18 protein-coding genes are annotated in these 23,917 nt (G+C 73.9%); 15 read left to right on the top strand and 3 right to left on the bottom strand.

Features of this window, described 5'->3' with window-relative positions:
* The first annotated feature begins 41 nt into the window (after positions 1-41).
* The 9 genes from ACTMS9_RS22135 (at position 42) to ACTMS9_RS22095 (ending at position 11,266) form a co-directional block, all read left to right on the top strand.
* Positions 42-779, top strand: a complete 738-nt coding sequence (locus ACTMS9_RS22135; RefSeq protein WP_441165888.1) for a GntR family transcriptional regulator — start codon at positions 42-44, stop codon at positions 777-779.
* A gap of 150 nt (positions 780-929) precedes the next feature.
* Positions 930-2,327: an extracellular solute-binding protein gene (locus ACTMS9_RS22130; protein WP_441165887.1), complete on the top strand. Its 1,398-nt coding sequence runs from the start codon at positions 930-932 to the stop codon at positions 2,325-2,327.
* Positions 2,302-3,249: a carbohydrate ABC transporter permease gene (locus ACTMS9_RS22125; protein WP_441165886.1), complete on the top strand. Its 948-nt coding sequence runs from the start codon at positions 2,302-2,304 to the stop codon at positions 3,247-3,249. The genes ACTMS9_RS22130 and ACTMS9_RS22125 overlap by 26 nt, the downstream gene beginning before the upstream one ends.
* Positions 3,246-4,124 carry a carbohydrate ABC transporter permease gene (locus ACTMS9_RS22120; protein ID WP_211364317.1) on the top strand — a complete coding sequence of 293 codons (879 nt, stop codon included), beginning with the start codon at positions 3,246-3,248 and terminating at the stop codon, positions 4,122-4,124. The genes ACTMS9_RS22125 and ACTMS9_RS22120 overlap by 4 nt, the downstream gene beginning before the upstream one ends.
* Positions 4,124-5,260 carry an ABC transporter ATP-binding protein gene (locus tag ACTMS9_RS22115; RefSeq protein ID WP_441165885.1) on the top strand — a complete coding sequence of 379 codons (1,137 nt, stop codon included), beginning with the start codon at positions 4,124-4,126 and terminating at the stop codon, positions 5,258-5,260. Before ACTMS9_RS22120 ends, ACTMS9_RS22115 begins: the two co-directional genes overlap by 1 nt.
* 3 nt (positions 5,261-5,263) lie before the next feature.
* Positions 5,264-6,472: a CehA/McbA family metallohydrolase gene (locus ACTMS9_RS22110; protein WP_441165884.1), complete on the top strand. Its 1,209-nt coding sequence runs from the start codon at positions 5,264-5,266 to the stop codon at positions 6,470-6,472.
* The gene (locus ACTMS9_RS22105) at positions 6,463-7,374 is read left to right on the top strand and encodes a sugar phosphate isomerase/epimerase family protein (RefSeq protein ID WP_441148467.1); all 912 of its coding nucleotides are present in this window, start codon (positions 6,463-6,465) and stop codon (positions 7,372-7,374) included. Before ACTMS9_RS22110 ends, ACTMS9_RS22105 begins: the two co-directional genes overlap by 10 nt.
* Positions 7,371-8,519 (top strand): Gfo/Idh/MocA family protein, encoded by a 1,149-nt coding sequence (locus ACTMS9_RS22100; RefSeq protein ID WP_441165883.1) that lies wholly within the window; start codon positions 7,371-7,373, stop codon positions 8,517-8,519. Before ACTMS9_RS22105 ends, ACTMS9_RS22100 begins: the two co-directional genes overlap by 4 nt.
* A complete protein-coding gene (locus ACTMS9_RS22095) occupies positions 8,516-11,266 on the top strand; it encodes a hypothetical protein (protein ID WP_441165882.1) in 2,751 nt (916 codons plus the stop codon). The genes ACTMS9_RS22100 and ACTMS9_RS22095 overlap by 4 nt, the downstream gene beginning before the upstream one ends.
* Positions 11,267-11,310: 44 nt before the next feature.
* Here the strand turns inward: ACTMS9_RS22095 and ACTMS9_RS22090 are convergent, their stop codons facing one another.
* Positions 11,311-13,323 carry a GTP-binding protein gene (locus tag ACTMS9_RS22090; RefSeq protein WP_441165881.1) on the bottom strand — a complete coding sequence of 671 codons (2,013 nt, stop codon included), beginning with the start codon at positions 13,321-13,323 and terminating at the stop codon, positions 11,311-11,313.
* Positions 13,324-13,608: 285 nt separating this feature from the next.
* On the opposite strand from ACTMS9_RS22090, the gene ACTMS9_RS22085 reads away from it, so the two are divergent.
* The 4 genes from ACTMS9_RS22085 to ACTMS9_RS22070 all read left to right on the top strand — a co-directional run bounded on the left by ACTMS9_RS22085 (position 13,609) and on the right by ACTMS9_RS22070 (position 17,764).
* Positions 13,609-14,847: a hypothetical protein gene (locus ACTMS9_RS22085; RefSeq protein ID WP_441165880.1), complete on the top strand. Its 1,239-nt coding sequence runs from the start codon at positions 13,609-13,611 to the stop codon at positions 14,845-14,847.
* A 123-nt stretch (positions 14,848-14,970) separates the two neighbouring features.
* Positions 14,971-15,639, top strand: coding sequence for a hypothetical protein (locus tag ACTMS9_RS22080; protein ID WP_441165879.1), 669 nt, complete (start codon positions 14,971-14,973; stop codon positions 15,637-15,639).
* Positions 15,640-15,675: 36 nt separating this feature from the next.
* Complete coding sequence (locus tag ACTMS9_RS22075) at positions 15,676-16,887, top strand: M23 family metallopeptidase (protein WP_441165878.1); 1,212 nt, start codon at positions 15,676-15,678, stop codon at positions 16,885-16,887.
* 103 nt (positions 16,888-16,990) lie between these two features.
* Positions 16,991-17,764 (top strand): SIR2 family NAD-dependent protein deacylase, encoded by a 774-nt coding sequence (locus ACTMS9_RS22070; RefSeq protein ID WP_441165877.1) that lies wholly within the window; start codon positions 16,991-16,993, stop codon positions 17,762-17,764.
* 31 nt (positions 17,765-17,795) lie between these two features.
* Here ACTMS9_RS22070 and ACTMS9_RS22065 read toward each other — a convergent pair whose 3' ends face one another.
* Complete coding sequence (locus ACTMS9_RS22065; protein WP_441165876.1) at positions 17,796-19,628, bottom strand: AMP-dependent synthetase/ligase; 1,833 nt, start codon at positions 19,626-19,628, stop codon at positions 17,796-17,798.
* 143 nt (positions 19,629-19,771) lie between these two features.
* Here ACTMS9_RS22065 and ACTMS9_RS22060 point away from each other — a divergent pair, with 143 nt between their 5' ends.
* Together ACTMS9_RS22060 and ACTMS9_RS22055 are read left to right on the top strand one after the other, a co-directional pair.
* Positions 19,772-22,123: a transglycosylase domain-containing protein gene (locus ACTMS9_RS22060; protein WP_441165875.1), complete on the top strand. Its 2,352-nt coding sequence runs from the start codon at positions 19,772-19,774 to the stop codon at positions 22,121-22,123.
* Positions 22,124-22,204: 81 nt separating this feature from the next.
* Positions 22,205-23,134: a diacylglycerol/lipid kinase family protein gene (locus ACTMS9_RS22055; RefSeq protein WP_441165874.1), complete on the top strand. Its 930-nt coding sequence runs from the start codon at positions 22,205-22,207 to the stop codon at positions 23,132-23,134.
* An 8-nt stretch (positions 23,135-23,142) separates the two neighbouring features.
* Here the strand turns inward: ACTMS9_RS22055 and ACTMS9_RS22050 are convergent, their stop codons facing one another.
* Complete coding sequence (locus tag ACTMS9_RS22050) at positions 23,143-23,889, bottom strand: hypothetical protein (RefSeq protein WP_441148478.1); 747 nt, start codon at positions 23,887-23,889, stop codon at positions 23,143-23,145.
* Between the last annotated feature and the right edge of the window lie 28 nt (positions 23,890-23,917).

Here is a 23,917-nt window from a genome sequence, read left to right as displayed (position 1 = left end):
TCGTGCCCCGAGATCCCGCGCGTGCCCAGCGAGGAGGTGCCGTGACCGGCCCCGAGATCGCGGTCGACCGGAGCAGCCCGGTCCCGCTCTACTTCCAGGTCGCGGAGCAGTTCGCCGCGGCGATCCAGCGCGGCGAACTCGCGCCCGGCGACCGGCTGGACAGCGAGTTGCAGCTCGCCGACCGGCTCGGGTTGTCCCGCCCGACGGTGCGACAGGCGATCCAGCACCTGGTCGACAAGGGACTGATCGTGCGCCGCCGCGGAGTGGGCACCCAGGTGGTACGCGGCGAGGTGCGCCGGGCGGTGGAGCTGACCAGCCTCCACGACGACCTGCTGCGCGCCGGCCAGCAGCCGTCCACCTCGGTGCTCGAACTGGCCACCGTGGCCTGCCCGGTCGAGGTCGCCGCCGCGCTCGGCGTACCGGTCGGCAGCGAGGTGCAGCACCTGCGCCGGCTGCGGTTCTCCGATTCCGAACCCCTCGCGGTGATGGAGAACTGGCTGCCGCCCGACCTGGTGCGGCTGAGCATGGACGCGTTGCAGGCCAAGGGCCTGTACGCGATCCTGCGCGCCGGCGGCATGCGCATCCGCGGCGCCCACCAGCGGATCGGCGCGCGGGCGGCGACCGCCGCCGAGGCACAGATGCTCGGCGAGCGGCGCGGCGCGCCCCTGCTCACCATGACCCGCACCGCCTACGACGACCAGGGCCGGTACGTGGAGCACGGCGCGCACCTCTACCGGGCCAGCCGCTACTCCCTTGAGGTGACCGTCGCCGAGCGGTGACGGTGGATGTTTCGGGCTCATTTCAGTGACAGGTATTTACGTCGTCAGGCTGTCATGACATTGTGGCCGCAAACACCGCCGGCGGCGGACGTGCGGCCGGCGGGCGACCCGCGAGTCTCTTCGAAGTCTCCTTGCGAAGGGAAGCAGCCCATGACATCCAAGCCGAGACGCGCAGCGGGCGTGCTCGCCGCGTTCACCACCCTTGCCCTGGGCCTCACGGCCTGCGGCGACTCGTCCGAGCCGGCCGGCAAGGACGCCAAGAACATCACCCTCACGATCTCCGCCAACTCCATTGTGGGCGGTAAGAACTCCGCCGGCGCGGAGTGGATCGAGAAGTGGGTCATCCCCCGGTTCGTCGAGGCGCAGAAGGCCAAGGGCGTCACCGCCAAGGTGACGTTCGTGCCCAGCGGCGTCGACGACGAGCAGTACAAGACCAAGCTGGCCCTGGACCTGCGCTCCAAGGGCGGCGCCGACGTCATCGCGGTGGACGGCATCTGGGTGGGCGAGTTCGTCCAGGCCGGCTACCTCAAGCCGCTGTCCGAGGTGGCCGGCGACCAGGCCAACTCCTGGGAGGGCTGGTCGCAGATCCCGGAGACCGTGCAGGGCCTCGGCAGCTTCGAGGACAAGCGCTACGGCATCCCGCTCGGCACCGACGGCCGGGTCCTCTACTACAACAAGAAGCTCTTCGCCCAGGCCGGCCTGCCCGCCGACTGGCAGCCGAAGAGCTGGCAGGAGATCCTCGACGCCGGCGCCAAGCTGAAGGCGCTGCCCGGGGTGACCCCGATCCAGATCAACGCCGGCACCGCGATGGGCGAGGCGACCTCCATGCAGGGCGCGTTGCCGCTGCTGGTCGGCGCCGGCGGCGAGATCTACAAGGACGGCAAGTGGGCCGGGGCCAGCCAGCCGGTCAAGGACATGCTCGACTTCTACACGAAGATCTACGGCGGCGGCCTGGGCGATCCCAAGCTGCAACAGGAGGCGAAGGGGCGCGACAAGTCCTTCGCGGAGTTCGCCGCCGGCAAGATCGGCATCCTGGCCGAGGGCGACTACTTCTGGCGCAGCGTCATCAACCCGAGCACCGGCATCGCCAAGATGGCCGACCGGGACACCGCCGTCGGATACGCGATGATCCCGGCCAAGCAGCCCGGGGCGGGCATCCGCGGGCAGGACTTCGTCAGCATGTCCGGCGGCGGCGTACGGGTGTTGAACCCGAACTCCAAGTTCCCGTCCCAGGCCTGGGAGCTGCTGTCGTTCATGCACTCGGCGGAGGCGGTCAAGGCCGAACTCGCCGGCGAGGCACGGATCACCGCGCGGATGGACGTCAACAAGGAGGTCCTCGCGGGCGACCCGATGCTGAGCTTCGTCACCGAGAAGGTGCTGCCGGTCACCGCGTACCGGCCGCCGCTGGCGGTGTACCCGCAGGTGTCGGTGGCGCTGCAGGAGGCGACCGCCGCCGCCGCGTCGGGCCGGAGCGCCGACGAGGCCGCCGGGGCGTACCAGAAGAAGCTGGAAGGGATCGTCGGTGGCGCAGGTAACGTCACCTCCTGACCAGGTGGTGGAGGGGAGGCGCCCGGAGACGGGCGCCTCCCCGGCCCCCGACGCCGCCGGCCTGGGTCGGGCCCGGGCCACCGGGTTCCTCGTGCCCAGCATGGTGCTGATCCTGCTCTTCCTCGTGGTGCCGGCCGCCTGGACGATCTACCTGGGCGTCACCAACTACCGGCTGACCGGCCTGGCCGCCGCCAACCCGCAGATCGTCGGCCTGGACAACTACACCCGGGCCCTGGGCGACGGACGGTTCCGTTCCTCGCTGGTGCTGACCCTGCAGTTCGTGCTCGGCTCGGCGGTCATCGGCCAGGCCGGGCTCGGTTTCGCCATCGCCTTCGCGCTGCGCGACCGGCGCGGCCCGCTGCGCCGGGTGGTCGAGGCGTTCGTCCTGCTCTCCTGGATCCTGCCCAGCTCGGTGGTGGCCTTCCTCTGGATCGCCCTGCTCGACCGCGACGGCGGCACCCTCAACACGCTGCTCGGCATTCCGGGCACGGCCTGGCTGCTCGACCACCCGATGCTGTCGATCATCGTGTTCAACACCTGGCGCGGCACCGCGTTCTCGATGATGCTCTACGCCGCCGCCCTGGAGAACGTGCCCCGCTCCCACCTGGAGACCGCCCGGCTGGCCGGCGCGTCCACCTGGCAGCAACTGCGTGACGTGGTCTTCCCCCGCATCCGCGGGCACGTGCTGACCAATCTGCTGCTGATCAGCCTCTGGACGTTCAACGACTTCGCGCCGTTCCTCATCACCGCCGGCGGCCCCGAGCAGCGCTCGGAGATCCTCCCGGTCTACGTCTACAAGGTGGCGCTCTCCGGCGGTGAACTCGGCTTCGGCGCCGCGATCTCGTTCGTCATGCTGCTGATCAACCTGGTCATCGCGCTGGTCTACCTGCGCATGCTGGGCCGGCGGAAGGAGACGGCGTGAGCAGCGCGACCAGCACGGCGCCCGCGCCGACCACCGACCCGAAGGCCGGCACGGAAGCCGTCCGGCACCTGCTCGGCCGGGTCGCCCGCTACACCTTCCTCTGCGCCGTCCTCGGGTTCTTCGCGCTGCCGCTGCTCTGGCTGGCCACCGCCCCGTTCGACGACACTCCGACGATCACCGCCTCGCTGCCGCGGTTCACCCTGGACAACTTCCGGGCGCTGCTGGACAACCCGTACGCGCTGAGCTCGCTGCTCAACTCCGTCTACCTGGCCGGCGGCACGGCAGCGCTGGTGGTGACGTTCGGGGCGCTGGCCGCGTACGCGCTGAGCCGGGTCCGGGTGCCCGGCCGCGACGCGCTGCTCTACGGGCTGCTGCTGCTCTCGTCGATCGTCACCGGCACGGCCACCATGGTGCCGCTGTTCGAGTTGGCGTTCCGGCTCAACCTGATCGACTCCCGGCTCGGCGTCATCTTGATCCTCACCGGCGGGCTGCTGCCCGCGGCGATCTTCATCCTCAAGGACTTCATGGACGCCACCCCGACGTCCTACGAGGAGTCCGCCCGGGTCTTCGGCGCCAGCCCGTTGCAGATCATGCGGCACATCGTGGTGCCGCTGGTCCGCCCCGGCCTGGCCACCGTCGGGGTGTGGGCGGTCGCCAACGTCTGGGGCAACTTCCTGGTGCCGTTCCTGCTGCTGCGCGGGCCGGAGAAGGCCCCCGCCGCGGTCATCATGTACACCCTCTACACCGAGGGCGGCCAGGCCGACCTGCGGTTGCTCTCCACGTTCTCGCTCCTCTACTCGCTGCCGGTGGCGCTCATGTTCGTCTTCGTCAGCAGCCGGTACGGATTCCGCTTCCACGGAGGGATCAAGCGCTGATGTCCGCCATCACCATGCGCGACCTGACCAAGGTCTACCCCAACGGGGTGCGGGCCCTGGACGCCCTCGACCTGGAGATCGCCGACGGCGAGTTCTTCGCGCTGCTCGGGCCGTCCGGCTGCGGCAAGACCACCCTGCTGCGCACCATCGCCGGGCTGGAGGTCGCCTCCGGCGGCGACGTGCACATCGGCGACCGCGCCGTGACCAACCTGCCGCCCGGCAAGCGGGACGTGGCGATGGTCTTCCAGGACTACGCGCTCTTCCCGCACATGACGGTGCAGGAGAACATCGCCTACCCGCTGCGGATCAAGAAGATGGACCGTCGCGGCCGCGCGGAGAAGGCGGCGGAGACCGCCGACGAGCTGGGCCTGTCCGCGTTGCTGCAACGCCGCCCGGGGCAGCTCTCCGGCGGGCAGCAGCAGCGGGTCGCGCTGGCCCGGGCGATGGCCTGCCACCCGCAGGTGTTCCTCCTCGACGAGCCGCTGTCCAACCTCGACGCCCGGCTACGGCTGGAGGCGCGCACCTTCCTCAAGCGGCTGCAACGCGAACTGGGCGTCACCACCGTCTTCGTCACCCACGACCAGGCCGAGGCGCTCGCCCTCGCCGACCGGATCGCCGTCATGGAGGGCGGCCGGATCCGGCAGGTCGGCACCCCGACCGAGGTGTTCCGCCGCCCCGCCAACACCTTCGTCGCCGGGTTCATCGGCTCCACCCCGATGAACCTGGTCGACGCCGAGGCGCAGGACGGCGAACTGGCCGTCGCCGGCACCCGGCTGCCGATGCCGGAGGACGTGCGGGACCGGGTCAGCGCCGGCGAGAAGCTCGTCTACGGGGTACGTCCGGAGTACCTGGACTACTCCGCCGAACCGGTGCCGGGGGCGTTGAGCGGGCAGGTGGTCGTGGTGGAGAACCTGGGCAGCTTCTCGCTGGTCTCCCTGGACGTGGCCGGCGGGGACGTCGCCGGGGCCGCGGGGACCAGCGTCCAGGTCGTCGTGCCGGAGGGGCGCGAACCCGAACCCGGCGACACCGGCTGGGTGGAGCCCCGACCCGGCCGGTCACTGCTCTACCGGGACGGCGAGCTGGTGAGCGGGGCGGCGGCGGCCGTGCCCGCCGCGCGTACCGGCGCGGAGCGGTGAGCCATGGCGGTGCACCGGGGCAGGTGGACGCTGGCGGACCGCGCCGAGAGCGTGCTGCGGACCCTGCCGGTCACCGTGCCGCCGGGCACCGCCGCGCTCACCGTACGGCTCGACTACCCCCGGCAGGCCGGGGTGCTCGACCTGGGGTGCCTCGGACCGGCCGGCTTCCGGGGCTGGTCCGGCGGTGCCCGCGACGGCTACACCGTGGCCGCCCACTGGGCCACCCCCGGCTACCTGCCCGGTGAGCTGGAACCCGGCGAATGGCAGGTGCTGCTCCGGTTGCACCGCATCCCACCGGACGGCCTGAGCTACGAGGTCACCGCCACCACCAGCACCACCGGGCCGGACGCCCCGACGCCGCCGGCGGCGCCCCCGCGCCCGGACCGCCCGCCCCGCCGCGCGCTGCCCGGGGTGGACGGCCGGCGCTGGATCGCCGGCGACCTGCACGCGCACACCGTGCACAGCGACGGCGCGGCCACCATCGACGAGCTGGCCGCCCTCGCCTCCGCCCGGGGCCTGGACTTCCTCGCCGTCACCGACCACAACACCGTCAGCCACCACCCGTGGCTGCCCGCCGCCTCGGCCCGGTACGGCCTCACCCTGCTGCCGGGGCAGGAGGTGACCACCGACCGGGGACACGCCAACGTGTTCGGCCCGGTCGGCTGGGTCGACTTCCGGCAGCCGCCCGACGAGTGGCTGGCCGGCGCGGAGCGGGCCGGCGGGCTGATGTCGGTCAACCACCCCCTCGGCGGCGACTGCGCCTGGCGGCAGCCGCTGGCCACGCGTACCCGGCTGGCCGAAGTGTGGCACTCCGGCTGGTGGGACCGCACCTGGGGCGCCCCGCTGGCGTGGGCGCGGGCCTGGCGCCCGGACGTGGTGCCGATCGGGGGCAGCGACTTCCACCGCCCCGGCGACGACGCGCCGCCCGGCTCCCCCACCACCTGGCTGCTGGTCGACGACGACCGCGAGCCGCAGGCCGCCGTGCTCGACGCGCTGGCCGCCGGTCGTACCGCCGTGTCCGCCGGCCCCGACGCGCCGCTGCTGCTGCGCCTCGGCGACGAACTGCTCGCCCTCGACGCGGACGGCATGCTGCTCGGCTGTCCCGACGGCAGCCACCGCGTCGTCCGCGGCGACCGGTGCCGGCTCCCGGCCGGCGACGGCCTGCACGTCCTGGAATCGCACCGCATGGAGGTGATCGCACTGTGCAGCTGAGCGGACGCACCCGGGTGGCCGGCGCACCGGTCAACCACGGCATCTACCAGCACGACGACCCGCTCCTCGACCCGGACGACCTGCTGGCGGCCCTGTCCCGCGACGGGTACGACGGGGTGGACTCCGGGCCGATCGGCTACCTCGGCACCGGCGAGGCGCTGGCCGGCCGGCTCGCGGCGACCGGCATCGGGCTCGCCGGCGGCTGGGTCGACCTGCGCTACACCGACCCGGACGGCTTCGGCGCGGACCTGGTCCAGCTCGACGCGGCGCTCGACGCGTTCACCGCCGTACCGGCCGACGACCCTCGGTTCGCCCCCCGGCCCACGCTGGCCTGCCCCGGCAACCCCGGCCGGATGGCCCGGCCCGGCACCCCACCCGACCTCACCTCGGTGCTGCCGGCCACCGCCTGGCCGGAGTTCGCCGCCCGGGTGCAGCAGGCCGCCGACCGGTGCCGGGATCGGGGTCTGGAACCGGTGTTCCACTACCACCTCGGCACCGACGTGGAGACCGAGGCCGAGGCCGACCGGCTGCTCGAACTCACCGACATCGCGGTCTGCCTGGACACCGGGCACCTGCTGCTGGCCGGCGGCGACCCGGTCGCGGCGGTCCGCCGGTGGGCCGGCCGGATCGGGCAGGTGCACCTCAAGGACGCCGACCTGGCCGTCCACGAGCGGGTCCGGGCGGCCGGCGGTGGCCTGGCCGACGTGGTCGCCGCCGGTGGCTTCTGCGCCCTGGGAGCCGGCGACGTCGACTTCGCCGGGGTGCTCGCCGGCCTCGACTCCATCGGCTACACCGGCTGGCTGGTGATCGAACAGGACGCGCCGGCGCACGGGCGGGACCTCGACCGGACGCTGGCCGACCAGCACGCCAACCGGCGCTGGCTCGAGGAGGCGCTGCGATGACCGAACCGGGCAAGCGGATCCGGATCGCCGTCGTCGGGCTGGGCATCATCGCCCGTACCGTGCACCTGCCGCTGCTGCAACGCCGCGCCGACCTGTTCGAGATCGTCGCGCTCGGCGACCTCTCCCCCACCCGGGTGGCCGAGCTGGGCGGCCGGTACGGCGTCGAGCCGGGCCGCCGGTACACCGACGCCGCCGCGATGCTGGCCGACGGCGGGTACGACGCACTGCTGCTGGCGACGTCCGGCTCACACGGTGAACTGGCCGCGTCGGCGCTGCGCGCGGGCCTGCCGGTGCTCTGCGAGAAGCCGCTGGCCTACACCCTGGCGGAGGCGGCCCGGCTGACCGAGCTGAGCGGCGGCGCGCCGGCGCTGATGGTCGGCTACATGAAGCAGTACGACCCGGCGGTGGCCGAGGCCGCCCGGCTCCTCGACGAGTGGGGCGGGGCCGAGCGGGTCCACGCCGTGGAGGTGAGCGTGCTGCACGCCGGCGGCGACCAACAGCTCGCCTTCGCCAACCTGCCGCCGGCCCCCGCCGACGTGCCGCCCGGCGAGGTGGCCCGGCTGCGCGCCGCCGACGCCGCGCTGCTCGACGCCGCGGTCGGCGGTGACCCGGGCGCGCGCACCCTCTACCAGATCCTGATCAACAGCATCTCCCACGACCTGTCCCTGCTGCGGCTCCTCACCGGCGCGCCGGCCACCGTGGAGCACGTCGCGACCTGGCCGCTGGCGCCGGACGGGCCGGCGGAGCCGTCGGTGGAGATCAGCGGGCGGCTGCCGGGCGGCGCCCGCTACGGCATCCGCTGGCTCAACCTGCCCGACTACCCGGCCTACCGGGAGACGGTGACCCTGCACCACGCCCGGGGCTCGCTGGAGCTGGTCTTCCCGTCGCCGTACCTGCTCAACGCGCCCACCACGCTGACCCTGGTGGAGGCGCACGGCGGCGGTGAGCGGCGGGCGGCGTTCCGGTCGGTGACCGAGGCGTTCGAGCAGGAGCTGGTCGCCTTCCACGCGATGGTCACCGCGGGCGCGCCGCCGCTGACCGGGATCGCCGAGGGCGCGACCGACGTACGGACCAGCCAACAGGTGGTACGCCGCTTCGGTGAGCTGACCGGGGCGGCGATCGGCGGAGAGGCGGCCAGCTCATGACACGACCGACCGACATCATCGTCGTGCCGCACACCCACTGGGACCGGGAGTGGTACGAGCCGTTCCAGCGGTTCCGGCTGCGGCTGGTGGCGCTGCTGGACGACGTGTTCGACCGGATGGAACGCGACGAGCGGCAGCGGTTCACCCTCGACGGTCAGCTCGCCGCGGTGGACGACTACCTGGAGGTGCGCCCGGAGCGGCGCGCGCAGGTGATCGCCCTGGTCCGCGCCGGACGGCTGGCGGTCGGGCCGTGGCAGATCCTGCTCGACGAGTTCCTCTGCTCCGGGGAGAACATCGTCCGCAACCTGGAGCGCGGGCTGACCCGCAGCGCCGAGCTGGGCGGGGCCATGCCGGTGGGCTACCTGCCCGACATGTTCGGCCACATCGCCCAGATGCCGCAGCTCCTGGCCGGGGCCGGGCTGGCCCACGCCTGCGTGTTCCGGGGCGTACCCGACCGGGTCCGCACCCACGCGTTCGCCTGGCAGGCGCCGGACGGCACCACGGTGCGCACCGAGTACCTGCCCGGCGGGTACGGCAACGCGGCCGGCCTGATGGACGACGCCGCCCTGGTCACCCGCCGGGCCACCGACCTGGCCGACCGGCTTGGCGGCTGGCGACCCGAGGGCGCGGGCGGACCGACCCTGGCCATGTACGGCACCGACCACGCGGCGCCGGCCCCGGACGCCCCCGATCTGCTCGCCGCCGCCGACGTCGACGGCATCCGGTTCCGGCTCGGCACGCTCGCCGAGTACTTCGCCGCCCAGCCGACCACCGTGGACGGGCTGCCCACCGTACGCGGGGAGCTGCGCTCGCACGCCCGGGCGAACATCCTGCCCGGCGTGATCTCCGTGCGCGCCCACCTGAAGCAGGCGATGGGCCGCGCCGAGCGCCGGGTGGAGCGGTACGCCGAACCGCTCGCCGCGCTCTGGCACGACCCGTCGGTGCAGCGCTTCCTGGACATGGCGTGGACCCGGTTGATCGACGCGAGCTGCCACGACTCGGTGACCGGGTGCGGCTGCGACGAGACCGCCGAGCAGGTGGCCGCCCGGCTGGCCGAGGCCGACCAGCTCGGCCGGGCGGTGTGCGACCTGGTGGGTGCCCGGCTGGCCGCCGCCGTGCCGCGCGACGGGTACCTGGTGTTCAACCCCGGCCCGACCGCCCGGACCGCGCTGGTGCGCCTCGACGTCGAGGCGCCCGGCGGCGCGGCGGTGGGGCTGGCCGGCGCGGACGGCACGACGGTGGCCGCGCAGGTCCTCGACCGGGCCCGGACGCTGCTCGCCGACGACCTGGTGCCGGCCGTCGACCTGCCCGGGGTGCTCACCCGGGTGCACGGCCGGGAGCTCTACGGCCAGGAGGTCACCCGGTGGTCGGTGTCGCCGGCCGACGCCACCCTCACCTTCGAGGTGGCCCGGCACGGCGACCCCGCCTTCGACGTGGCGGACGTCCGGCTGGCGCTGGCCGACGCCGGCCGGCCGGACCACTGGCGGGTCCGCATCGTCGCCGCGCCCCGGCTGACCGTGGCCGCGCTGGTCGACGTGCCCGCGCTCGGCCACGCCGCGGTGCGGCCGGTGCCGTTGCCGGCCGGCGCCGCCCCGGTGCCCGGACCGGTCACCGTCGCCGACCGGAGCCTGGACAACGGACTGCTGCGCGTCGACGTCGCCGAGGACGGCACGCTGCGGCTGTCCACCCCGGACGGCGTCACCGTGGACGGGGTGGGCCGGATCGTCGACGGCGGCGACGTGGGCGACAGCTACAACTACGCCCCGCCAACCGCCGACGAGCTGGTCGACAAGCCCCGCGCGGTACGCACGGTGGTGCGGCACGCGGGTCCGCTGGTGGCCGTCGTGGACGTGGTGCGCGAGTACCGCTGGCCGGTGGCGGCCGACGTGGACGCCGGCTCCCGCGCGGTGGACCGGGAGGCCGTCGTGGTCACCACCCGGGTCGAGCTGCGCTCCGGCGAGCGGTTCACCCGGCTGCGGATCGAGTTCGACAACCGCTGCGACGACCACCGGGTGCGGCTGCACCTGCCGCTGCCGTCCCCGGCCCGCGCGTCGTACGCCGAGGGGCAGTTCGCGGTGGTGGAGCGCGGGCTGACCGCGGAGGGCGGCGGCGGTGAGGTGCCACTGCCGACGTTCCCGGCGTCCGGGTTCGTGGCCGCCGGCGGGGCGGACGGCAGGCTGGCGGTGCTGCTGACCCAGCCCACCGAATACCAGCTGACCGACTCCGGGCGCGAGCTGGCCGTGACGGTGCTGCGGTCGATCGGGATGCTGTCGCGCAACCGGCACGCGCTGCGGGACGAGCCGGCCGGCCCGCAGCTGCCCACCCCGTCGGCGCAGTGCCGGGGCGAGCGGACCGTCGAGCTGGCGGTGCTGCCGTTCCGGGGCGAGTGGCACGGCGCGGGGGTGACCGAGGCGGCCGAGGCGTACCGGCACGAGCCGCTGGCCTTCGCCGGCACGGCGCAGCCGTCCGTCCCGCTACCGGCCCCGGCCACCGGCCTGTCCGTGACCGGCCCGGGGGTCGCGCTCACCAGCGTCCGGGACCGGCAGGGCCGGGTCGAGGTGCGGGTGGTGGCCGAGACCCCGACCGACACCGGCGCGGTCATCGGGGCCGGGCGGGGTGTCCGGGGGGCGTGGCGGGCCGACCTGCTCGGCCGGCCGGGCGAGCGGCTGAGCGTCGACGACGACGGTCTGGTCCGGCTGCCGTTGCGCGCCTGGGAGATCGCCACGGTGCAGCTCCACCTGGCCTGAGCGGCGGGCCGACCTGACGGGTGCCCCGGGGGTGGGGGCACCCGTCACCGCTCGCCCCGCCGCGCCGTCACCCGGCGGGCGACGGCCAGCAGGTACTCCTTGCGGTCGGTCGGGTCGTGGTCGGAGCGGGGGCGGGTGGGCGGCTCGCCGTCGACCGGGCGGTGGTGGTCGAAGGTGGACTCGAAGATCCCCTCACCCCGGGTCAGCGTCGGCAGCCGCTGCTGCACGGCGTGCACCCGCCGCGCCGGGACGTCGCCCTCCACCACGTACGACGAGCCTCGCGCCAGCGTCGCGTGGGGCACCGCGTCCAGCCTGGCCAGCACGGGCAGGACGGCGCTGAGCGCGTCGCCCGGGATCTCCAGCCGGAACCGGTGCATCGGCTCCTCCACCCGGGTGCCGGCGCGCCGCAGCGCCTCGACCAGCACCAGCGGGGTGAGATTGCGGAAGTCCCCGGCGGTGCTGGACATGCTCTTGTCGAAGGTGCCGTGCGAGTGGCTCTGCCGGGCCCAGTAGCCGGCGTGGGTCATCGTCACCTCGCAGTCGAGGACCTGCCAGCCGCGCAGTCCCTGGCGCAGCGTCGCCCGGACGGTCTCCTCGACCGCGGTGAAGAAGGCGGGCGGCATCGAGCCGAGTTCGACACCGAGCCGGAAGCGGAACCCGGTGCCGGTCGCCGTGGGTGCCACCCGCAGACCCACGGTGGCCAGGAACGGATTGGGCGCCACCCCGATCAGCTCGACCGCCGCTCCGGTGCCGACGAGCCGCTCCACGAAGACCGTCGTCGTCTCCCGGAAGCCGACCGCCACGCCGTACTCCTCGGCGAGCGTCGCCTGGATGACCTCCTTCTGGACCTCGCCGTAGAGCGAGACGGTAATCTCCCGCCGGATCTCGTCCACCCGAACGTTGATCAACGGGTCCTGCTCGGCGAGCTGGCTGAGCGCGGCGTGCAGGGCGCCCCGATCCGCCTCCCGCTCGGGGACGACGACGGTTTCCAGGGTGGGCAGGGCGAAGTGGCGGCCGCCGGTGGCTCCGGTGCGCCGCGCCGCCCCGACCGGGTCGCCGATCCGGACGTCGCCGAGGCCGCGCAGCAGCGCGATCCGGCCGGCGCCGACGGCGTCGTCGCGGACGGTCGAGCCGCGGTCGAAGACCTCGATCCCGGTGACCGTGGCGAGCCGTCCCGCACCGACGGGCAGCCGGTCCCGCACCCGTACGGTGCCACCGAACAGCCGGACGTAGGCGATCCGCTCGCCCGAGGGGCCCCGCTGCACCTTGAAGACGGTGCCGGAGGTCGGGCCGTCGGCGCCGTCCTCGGCCACCGGCAGCAGTTCGGTGAGGCCGGCGATCAGGGGTGCCACGCCCGCGCCGGTGATCGCGGAGCCGGCGAACACCGGGTGGACCAGCGCCTGCCGGGTCTGCGCCGCGAGGACCCGGCGCAGCCGCCGTCCGGTCAGTCGCCGCTCGTCCTCGACGTACTCGGCCAGCAGCGCGTCGTCATGCACGGTGAGCAGGTCGAGCAGCCGCCGGGTGAAGGCCGGGTCGGTGTCGGGGTGGGGTACGCAGCGGGCCGCCGGCGTACCGGCGCCGTGCACCGCGTCCGTCGCCACCACGGCGGAGGTGAGCCGGGCGGCGAGGTCGCGCAGCACCCGGTCGGGATCGGCACCGGCCCGGTCGATCTTGTTGATGAAGATCAGGGTCGGCAGGCGCAGCCGCTGGAGCGTGCGCATCAGCACCCGGGTCTGGGCCTGCACACCCTCGACGGCGGAGACCACGAGCACCACACCGTCGAGCAGGTCGAGGACCCGTTCCACCTCGGCGATGAAGTCCGGGTGGCCGGGGGTGTCGATGAGGTTGACCGTGACGCCGTCGACGACGAAGGAGGCCACCGCGGATCGGATGGTGATGCCGCGTTGCCGCTCCAGCGCCATCGAGTCGGTGCGGGTGGTGCCGTCGTCCACGCTGCCCAGGTCGTCGATGACGCCGACGGCGTGCAGCAGGCGTTCGGTCAGGCTGGTCTTGCCGGCGTCAACATGCGCGAGGATGCCGATGTTCAGGGTCTTCACGGAGCGTCATGTCCTTCGGGTTGATGATCATTCCCAGGTGGTTGGACATGAACGCAGCGCGCATCTCTGATCCTTCGCGGTCGGTTGCGGTGACCCACCCAGTCGACCAGCGCGTCCGTCGGCCGGCAACCGAATAACGCCGTCGACCCCGACCCCGGCCCGGCGCTGGTGGACCGCGAGCCAAATCTCTCCTTTCGGAGCGAAAGGTACGCATCGATCTCCGGCGCGTGTCCTGGCGCGGCGCGAGTGGTTGTACTCGACGTGACGGCACACTCACCCAGCACCATGCCGGCTCGGGCGACCCGATGGCGGGTCACCTGGGCGGAGCGCGAGAACGAGCGCCGGCGGCGCTCGTTCGACAGCGCGACCGCGGCCTGGCACCGGCGCAACGACCACCTGGTCCGGCTGCGGATCGAGGCCGCCGGCTTCCACGGGTACGCGCACCCGCGGGACAGCCTGCCGATGGACCTGGGCCGTGACGAGGTCGTCTACCGGGTGCTGCCGACCGCGGAGCTGGCCGAGGCCGGGGCGCGGCACATCGCCGGACTGCCCGTGCCGGAGCTGACCGTCACGGCACCGGGCGCCCACCCGCCCCGGCGCGGGCTGCCGACGGGCCTGCGGGTCGTCGACGCGGGGATGGCCGTCGTGACCAACCACCGGGTCGTCTTCTCCGGCGACGCGAGCTGCCGGGAGTGGACGTACGCGGACATGGTGGGGCCGGCACACCACCCCGACGTCCCACTGACCCTGCTGCACACCGCCGACGGCGGTCCGCTCGCCGGGCTGCGCGTACCGGCCAACGCCACGGTGAACTTCCGCTTCTACCTGACCCTCGCCTTCGCCGCCGCCACCGGGCAGCGAGCCGCCGTCGCCGCGCAGGTCGACGCCCTGCTGGCCGGGCACCAGCACACGCGGCCGACGCCACCGGCACCGGCCGACCCGGCCCGGGCCCCGCTGACCGCGGTGCGCCCCGACCGCCCGGCCGTCGCCGCCGCCGCCGTCGTCACGCTGGCGTTCGCGACGCTCTCCGCCGGCACGTCCGCGACCGAGCAGGCCGGCCCGCCCTACCGGGCGACTCTCGGGGCCGGCGGCACCGCCGGCACCGACCCGCCGGCCGCCGAGTACGGCACCACCCCGCGCACCCCCGCCGCGCCCGAAGCCCCGGACAGCGGTCCGGCCCCCGCGCCGACCGGCCCGGCGACAACGGCGCCCGCCGACGGCGGCACCCCTCGGGTGGTGGGACCGATGCCGCGCCGGCCCCGGACGAGCGTGGCCGCCGCCGCGGCGGAGGACGCGCCGACAGACCGAGTTCCCGGCCCCGCCCCGACCACCGTGCCGGCCCCGACCACCACGCCGCCCTCGACCACGACGCCGCCCCCGACCACGACGCCGCCGCCGCCGACCACCGCTCCCAGCCCGACCACGGCGCCACCGGCGCCCGAGGCCTCCATGCTCGACCTCTGCCTCGAACCCCTGAAGCTGCCACTGGTCCAGCGGCTGCTGTGCCCACCGACCAGCCGCTGAGCGGGCGGTGACCGCGTCCGCGTCGCCCCGCCCGTGGACCGGCAACCGCCACCGGCGACCGGCGCGGACGCCACCCTGATCGCCGGCTCAGCGCCCGCAGTCGCGTCGGCCTACAGTGTGCCCATGTGGGAATCGATCGCCGCGCCGGCGGTGGGCCTGATGGCCGCCATGGCAACGGCCGTTCCGACGCCGTCGCCGGCGGTGGACGCCGCGCCCGTGTTGACGTCGACACCGTTCGGCGCGCTGCCCGGGCAACAGGTCACCCACACCGTCACGATGTCCGGCAGCGGCACCCTCACGACGACGAAGGTCACGTTCACCACGACGGCCGATCTCGACGGTGTCACCGCCCGGGCCGAGCCGGGTCGGTGCGTGGCGTCCCCGCGTACCGTCGTCTGTGACCTCGGTGACCTGCGCCTGGGCCCCGGCGGGGCGGCGCCGCGGATCACGATCTCCGGGCGGGTCCGCCCGGGCGCGCCGCCGGGCACGGTGGTCCGCAACCGGGTCGGTGTCACCTCGGTGGAGACCACCGCGACGGGCGCCCGGACCACCAGCAACGCCTACCTGCTCCCGGGCTCGACGGCCACGCCCACCGATCCGCCGCTGGGATCGACGGCCACGGCGAGCGAGGTCCCGCCGCCCGGACGGTCGATGCGGGTGCCGGCCATCGCGGCGGCGGTGGCCGGCGCGGTCGCGGCGTTGGCGCTGCTGGCCCGTCGGCGGCTGCGGCGGCGTCCGGGTCCGTCGCCGGCCGATTCGGCTGTAACAACCGGGCACCCCGATCCGATGTAGCAAGGGGACGACACGAGCCGGCGGCAGGAGTACGGCATGGAGCAACACTGGTGGAGGCGGGCCACGCTGGCGACCGTCGCCGGGTCCGCCACGCTGATGATGACGGCCCTGTGCCTGGATGCCGGAGCGGCGAGCGCCAGGGCGCAGAGCGCGGCGCAGGGGCCCCTGCCCCTGCCGACCCTGCTGCCCCTGCCGAGCCCGTCGCCGCCCGGGTCGCCGCCGCCGATAGAACCGCCGAAGGTGACGCTGCCGCCCCTGAAGCCGCCCCCGGTCAAGCCGCCGACCCCTCCGCCGGCCACCGCGTCGCCGACGGCGCCGCCCGCGACCACCCCGCCGACCGGCGGCACGCCACCACAGGTGGGCGTCCCGGGCCCCGGCAGCAGCGGGTCGATGGTGGACCCCGGATCGGCGCCCGCGCTCATCGCCAGCGACCCCGGCGCCGACCTCTACCCCCAGCCCCCGGTGGACGCGGCCGGCACGCCCCAGGCCCGCCAGGTCGCCGCGCTCGGCGACGTCCAGCACCGGATCCAGTACCTGGAGAACACCCTCGCCCGGACCCGCGCCGACCTCGCCAAGGTGCGGCGCGTACCGGATCCGGTGCTGCACCTGTTGACCACCCTGACCGCCGGCGGCGACGCGGATGCGGCCTCGCCCTTGACCGTGGCGGAAGCCGCGGACGTCGACGACACCCCCACCGGCCGCGCCGTCGCGCTCTCCGGCGCGATCACCTCCGGCCAGGCCGAACTCGTCCGCCGCCGGCAGGAGGAGACGCGGCTCCGGCAGGAGATCGACCGTCGGGTACGCGCCGCGCCCGCCGTGGCGGCACCGGCCCGCACCGTCGCCACGGTCGGTCGCGGCCGGCTCGGCCGACCATTGGCGGGCCGACTCACCAGCCGCTTCGGCACCCGGTTCGACCCGTACTACAAGGTCTGGCAGTTGCACGCCGGTGTGGATCTCGCCGCCCCGACCGGCACCCCGATCCTGGCGGCCGCCGACGGCCGCGTCTCGCGGGTCGGCTGGTACGGCGGCTACGGCAACTACACCTGCATCGCGCATGGCCGGGCGGACGGGCAGCGACTGTCCACCTGCTACGGCCACCAGTCCCGGCTGCTGGTGTCGCCCGGCCAACGGGTCCGCGCCGGCCAGGTGATCGGACTGGTCGGGTCGACCGGCGCCTCCACCGGCCCGCACCTGCACTTCGAGGTTCGTCTCGGCGGCCGTCCGGTCGACCCGCTGCCCTGGCTCTGAAGCGCGCCCGTCCCGGGTGGGACGGGCGCGATCAGAAGCAACCGTGCGGTCGGCTCGGAATCCCGCTCGCCGGTACCGGGCCCCGCCCCTACCATCGGCGGTCATGAACGACATGAGCTGGGCGGACGGCGTCACCCGGGTGGCGGTGCTCACCGGGGCGGGCATCTCGACCGACTCCGGCATCCCCGACTACCGGGGCCCGTCCGGCGTCTGGACGCGCGACCCGGCCCTGGCCGACGCGTTCACCCACCGCTCGTTCCTGGCCGACCCGGCGGTGCGGGCGAGGTTCTGGCAGACCTACCTCGGGCACGCCGCGTGGCAGGCCGAGCCCAACCGGGCGCACCGCGCGCTCGCCGAGCTGGAGCGGGCCGGGGTGGCGGTACGCGTCCTCACCCAGAACGTCGACGGACTGCACCAGAAGGCCGGCTCCAGCCCGCGCAAGGTGCTCGAACTGCACGGCACGATGCACGAGGTGGTCTGCACCGGCTGCGGCGCGCGCACGCCCAGCGAGCAGACCCTGGCCCGGGTGGCGGCCGGCGACGGGGATCCCCGGTGCCTCGACTGCGGCGCCATCCTCAAGCTGGCCGTGGTGCTCTTCGGGCAGCACCTCGACGCGGCGACGATCGGCCACGCCGAGCGGATCGCCGCGCACAGCCAGCTCATCCTCGCGGTCGGCAGCTCACTCCAGGTCGAGCCGGTCGCCTCGCTGTGCGCGGTGGCGGTGAACGCGGGTAACCGCCTCGTCGTCGTCAACCGCGACCCGACCCCGTACGACGACCTCGCCGTCGAGGTGATCCGCGAACCGATCGGCACGGCACTCCCCCGGATCTGCGCGGCGCTCGCCCGGGCCGCGTCCGGCGCACCGACGTCGTCCTAGCCGGCCGGGTGGCGACCGGCGGTCGGACGGGTCAGTGGCCGCGGTAGAGGGCCTCGATGTCGGCGGCGTAGCGGGCCTGGACCGCCTCGCGTTTGATCTTCAGGGTGGGGGTGAGCTCCCCGTCGGCTTCGGTGAGGTCGCGGGGCAGGATCCGGAATTGCTTGACCTGTTCCGCCTTGGACACCGTCTGGTTGGCGCGGTCGACCGCGGTCTGGATCTCCTGGCGCAGCTCGGGGTAGTCCCGCAGGTCGGCCACGTCCGCGTCCGGGTGGCCGTGGGCGACCCGCCACCGCTGCCAGGCCGGTGGATCGATGGTGACCAGGGCGGTCACGTAGGGGCGGTCGTTGCCGACGAGCATGCACTGGCCGACCAGCGGGTGCGCGCGGACCTGCTCCTCGATCGGAGCGGGGGCGAGGTTCTTCCCCGCCGCCGTCACGATGATCTCCTTGATGCGGCCGGTGATGCGCAGGTAGCCGTCGGGGTCGAGGCTGCCGAGGTCACCGGTGCGCAGCCAGCCGTCGTCGGTGAGGGTCGCCCGGGTGGCGTCGGGGTTGTTCCAGTAACCGGAGAAGACCATCTCGCCGCGGACGAGGATCTCCCCGTCGTCGGCGATGCGGATCTCCACGCCGGGCAGCGGGCGGCCGACGGTGCCGATCCGCATCGCCGAGGGCACGTTCGCCGTCACCGCCGGAGAGGTCTCGGTCAGCCCGTACCCCTCTAGGACGGTGATGCCGGCGCCGCGGAAGAAGTGCGCCAGCCGCTGTTCCAGCGGCGCACCGCCGGACATCGCCAGCCGGCACCGTCCGCCGAGGGCGGCGCGCAGCCGCCGGTACGCCAGCACGTCGCACGCGGCGCGCGCCAGCCGCAGCAGGATGTTCGGACCTCGCTCGGTGTCCAGGGCGCGGCTGTACCGCACGGCGACGGCGTCCGCGACGGCGAACAGCCGTCCCCGGTGGGTGTCCTCGGCTTGCCGTCGGGCCCTGGCGTACATCTTCTCGAACACCCGCGGCACCGCGAGGATGAACGTCGGGCGGCACTTGCGCAGCTGCTCGAAGACTCGGCCCGGGTCGGCGCTGTGCACCATCGTGGCGCGGGTGAGTACCACCCCCACCTGGATCAGTCGGGCGAACACGTGCGCCAGCGGCAGGAACAACACCGTCGACGCGCCCGGATGCAACAGCTCCGGCAGCACCGAGGTCGCGCTGGTGACGTCGCAGTAGATGTTGCGGTGGGTCAGCGCGCAGCCCTTCGGCCGGCCGGTCGTGCCGCTGGTGTAGACGATCGTGGCCAGGTCCTCGCCCGACACCGCCCGCCGCCGCGCCTCGACCTGCCCGTCGTCGACGGTGCGGCCCTGCCCCGCCAGGGCGATCAGCCCACCGCCGTCGATCTGCCACGTCTGGCGCAGCGCCGGCAGGTCGTCGCGCAGGCCGGCCAGCATCGCGTCGTGCGCGGCGGTCTCCACCACACACCCCACCGCACCCGAGTCCGCCAGGATCCAGCCCAACTGCTCGGCGCTGGAGGTCTCGTACACCGGCACGGTGACCGCGCCGACGGACCACAGCGCGTAGTCGACAAGGCTCCACTCGTAGCGGGTGCGGCTCATCAGACCGACCCGGTCGCCGTGCGCGACACCGGCGGCGATGAACCCGCGCGCGAGGGTGAGCACGTCGTCGCGGAACTGCTCGCACGTCACCGGCAGCGCCCGGCCCTGCACCGACCGGCGCGCCGGCCAGGACCGGGAAATCGGATCCGGACGGACGAACTGCACCACGTCGGGCGCCTGTCGGGCGTTGTCCCACACCATCTCAGCCAGGTTGGGCACCGGTGCGCCGGTGACCACCGGCTCGACCGTTACGTCCTGCACGACCGCTCCCCCGTTCACCGCACCGCCAGCGCGGCACCCGGTCATCATGACCTGATCGCCGGATCAAGCGGCCCGGAACGGGAGAACTCGCTGCAGCGGACCGGTCAAGATTCGGCAGGCCGGCCGCGGGGTACGGAGTGCGGGTGTCTGCTACCGGTAACAACGACGGCGCCGCCACCGTATCCGGATCGACCGCCGCTCCGCCGGCGCGGAAACGGCGGCGTCGGCGCCTGCTGATCGTCCTGGCCGTGCTCGCGCTGCTGGCGGGCACCGGTCTCACCGCCGGGGCGTACTACGTCGACAGCGTGCCCACGCCCAGCGACCTGGAGCTGCCGGAGTCGACCACGGTCTACTTCGCCGACGGTCGCACGCCGATGGCGAAGCTCGGCACGGAGAACCGCACGATCGTGCCTTACGGGGAGATGAACGACGCCGCCAAGCAGGCGATCGTGGCGACGGAGGATCGGACGTTCTGGACCAACGAGGGCATCGATTTCAGCGGGGTGCTGCGCGCCGCCTGGTCGAACGTCACCGGCGGCCAGCGCCAGGGCGCGTCGACGATCACCCAGCAGTACGCCCGGGTGGCCGCCGACCTCAAGGGCGTCTCCTACTCGCGCAAGCTCCGCGAGGCGGTCATCGCGTGGAAGCTCGACGACAAGTACAGCAAGGAGGAGATCCTCGGCTTCTACCTGAACACCGTGCCGTTCGGGCGGGGCTCGTACGGCATCGAGGCGGCCGCGCAGGCGTACTTCGGCAAGACGGTGCGCCGCGACGCGCCGGCGGCGAACCAGCTGACCACGGCGGAGGCGATGGTGCTCTGCGCCATGGTGAAGCAGCCGGAGGCCGACCCGGACGACCCCGAAGGTCACCCCGGCTACGATCCGCGGCGCAGTCCGCTGGCGCGGCAGAACTCGATCGACCGGTGGAACTACATCCGCGACGGCATGGTGAAGCTGGGTTACCTGTCGGCGGACGAGGCGGCCAACCTGGCGTACCCGGACACGGTGAAGCCGCTCGATCCCGCCGCCGGCCGGTCCAACCTCGACCGGCCGACCGGCCTGGTGGTCAACCACGTGCTCAGCGAGCTGCGGCAGACCGAGCCGTTCCAGGGCAAACCCGCCGACTACATCCGCAACGGCGGCTTCAAAATCGTCACCACCATCGACAAGCGGGTCCAGGACGCCGCCGACGCGGCCGCCGACCTCCGGCGCGACACCGCCCCCGAGGCGGTTCGCGGGCAGCCGAAGAACTGGCAGGCCGCGCTCGTGGCGGTGGAACCCGGCACCGGCCGGGTGCTCGGCTACCACGGCGGCAGCGACGGCGCCGGCGCCGACTACGCCGGCTGGTACCAGGACGAGAACGGCGAGGCCCGCGGCTTCGGCCAGCACCCGCCGGGGTCGTCGTTCAAGGTGTACGACTTGGCCACGGCCGTACAGGAGAAGATTTCGGTGAAGCAGCACTTCCACTCGCCGGAGACCAAGGAGTTCCCCGCCTCCGGCCGGACGAAGGGCAGCCCCGCCGGTCCGATCCGCAACGCCGAGCGGGCACCGTGCCAGCCGGACTGCGCGCTGTGGGAGGCCACCGTCGCCTCGCTCAACGTCACCTACTTCGCACTCACCGAGCAGCTCGGCACCGCCAAGGTGATCGACATGGCCACCAAGGCCGGGGTCGACTCGATGTGGGCCAACGAGAAGGGCAACCCGCGGCCGAAGCGGATCGAACTGCGCGGCCACTCCGGTGAGGAGCTGGCGCGGCATTTCTCCACCGAGGTCGGCATCGGCCAGTACGGCATCACCGTGCAGGACCACGCCAACGGGATGGCGACCTTCGCCGCCGGCGGGAAGCGGACCGACGCGCACTTCGTCCGCTCGGTGACCAAGGGCGACGAGAATATCCTCGACGAACAGCTGGTGCAGACCGACATCGGGCTCGACCGGGAGGCGGTCAACCAGCTCAACTGGACGCTGAGCCGGGTGAAGGCGGCCAAGCTGGACAACGGCTGGGACTCCGCCGGCAAGACCGGCACCTGGCAGGCCGGAACGAGCACCACCCAGAACGTGCACACCTGGATGGTCGGCTACACCGGCGCGCTCGCCGCCGCGGTCTGGCTCGGCACCGTCGACGGCAAGCCGCTGAAGACCTCCGACGGCAGCTACGAGGTCTACGGGTCCACCGGCCCGGGGCCGATCTGGCGGCAGTTCATGGAACAGGCCACCGCCGCACTCAAGCTCGACCCGGACAAGTACCGGTTCCAGGAGCCGACGTTCCCGGACGACACCCCGTCGCCCACCGCCCCGGCGACGCCGAAGCCGACCTCGGCGCAGCCCACGCCCACCGCGACCCGGCCGACCTGCGACCCGGGCACGTGCGTCACCGCGAGTCCGACCAGGAAGCCGACGCCGACGCCCACCGGATCGCCCAAGCCGAGCCCGTCGCGGAGCCCGAAGCCGTCGCGGAGCGTCGAGCCGTCGCTCACCCCGCCGCCGCCGAGGTGACGGGTTCAGCGGACGCGACCCTCGAAGCCTCCCTCCCGATGCGAGCGGACGACCGTCCGGCGGGATATAGGGTCGGGGTTCATGCGGACGAAGCAGGAGCTGACCGCGGCCATCCGGCGGGACCGGAGGGCGGCGCTGGTCATCAACGCGGGCTCCCGCCGCGGCCGGGAACAATGCGAGCGGGCCCGGGCCAGGTTGGTCGCCGCCGGCTTCGACCTGCTCGGCACGTACCGGACCGACCGGCCCGGGCAACTGGAGGAGAGCGTCGCCGCGGCCGCCGACCTGAAGCCGGACGTCCTGGTCGTGGGCGGCGGCGACGGTACGCTCAGCACCGCCGGGCGGTTGCTCGCCCACCGGGACATCGCGCTCGGCCTGCTACCGCTGGGCACCACCAACAACTTCGCCCGCACCGTCAGCGTTCCGCTGGACCTGGACGACGCCATCGCGGTCCTCACCCAGGGCAAGGTCATCGACGTCGACCTGGGAATCGCCGGCGAAAGGCGGTTCACCAACCACGTCGGCGTGGGCCTCTCCGCCGACATCATGCTTCGGACGCCGCCGCGCCTGAAGCGGGTCTCCGGTCGGCTCGCGTACCCGCTGACCGCTCTGGCGTTGCTCGGCCGGCACCGGCCACTGCGCGCCACCGTCCGCGCCGGCGACACCACGCACGAACTCGTCACCCACCAGCTCTACGTGGCCAACGGCGGCTTCCACGCCGGCCGACCGATCACCGCGGACGCCGACGCCGACGACCGGCTGCTGGTGGCGTACCCGGTCGGCGGGGCGACGCGGCGGGGGCTGATCCGCGCCACCGTCCGCAACGCCGCCACCGGGCACCGGCGGACGCTGCGCGACGAGCCCTTCCTCGCGGTGGGCGAGCTGTGGCTGGAGACCGACCGGCCGGCGCGGGTCGAGGTGGACGGCGAGTTGTGCGGTACGACGCCGATCCGGGTCGGGGTGGACGCGAACGCGTTGCGGGTGATGGCGCCGGCGGACAGCCCGGACCGCTGACGTCGGGCTCAGGCCCACTCGCCGGTGAACAGCGGAGCGACCGGACGCTCCCGGCGGCCGATCCGCAGATCCCCGAAGATGGTGCTCCGGGCCGCGCGCTCGACCTCCGCGTCCAGGTCGATCTCCAGCTCCTCGGACGCGTCGTGGGCGGCGCCGATGAGCACGAGTTCGGTCCCGGGGTGATCGAGGAAGCCGGGCGGGTCGAGCGGGGCGAAGCGGCGACCGTGGAACTTCTTCTGCAGCGCAGCGGGCAGCGTGACCTTCCGGGAGCCGCGGAGGCCCACCCCGGGCGGGGAGGGTGCCTGCGGGTTCTTCACCGTGACGATGTAGCTCGGCTCCGGCTCGATGCTCAGCTCGTGCTGCGCCTCGCCGAGCCGCAGCGGAAGTTCGAGTTCGTACGCGAGATGGGTGTGGTCGTCGTGCCGGGCGATCACGTACGCGCCCTCCGCCACGGGGCGGGCCGGCTGCTGCTCCCGCTCGCCACGGGTCCTCGTCCGGTAGGTGCGCGCCTGCAGCGCCTCGTGCAGCTGCTCCGGCCGGTCCACCACCGCGTCGACGAACGCCCAGAAGCGGTCGTGCTTCTCAATATCGGGCAGGCGTTTACGCCCCACCACCAGCAGCCGCAGGTGCCGCCCCCGCCACGGGTGCATCACCACCAGCAGCCGCTGCACCTCGTCCAGGGAGTCGACGTGCTCCTCCTCGACCCGGGGACGGTAGAGGAAGTAGATGTCGCCGTCCTCGAGCAGCTCCGCCATCCGCCCCGGGTACCCGAAACCACCGGCG

Origin of the sequence: Micromonospora sp. L31 (genome assembly GCF_052068075.1) — a bacterium.
Taxonomy (GTDB): Bacteria; Actinomycetota; Actinomycetes; order Mycobacteriales; family Micromonosporaceae; genus Micromonospora; species Micromonospora purpureochromogenes.
The sequence above is the reverse complement of the archived record's forward strand: the minus strand, read 5'-3'. Positions and strand labels throughout refer to the sequence as shown.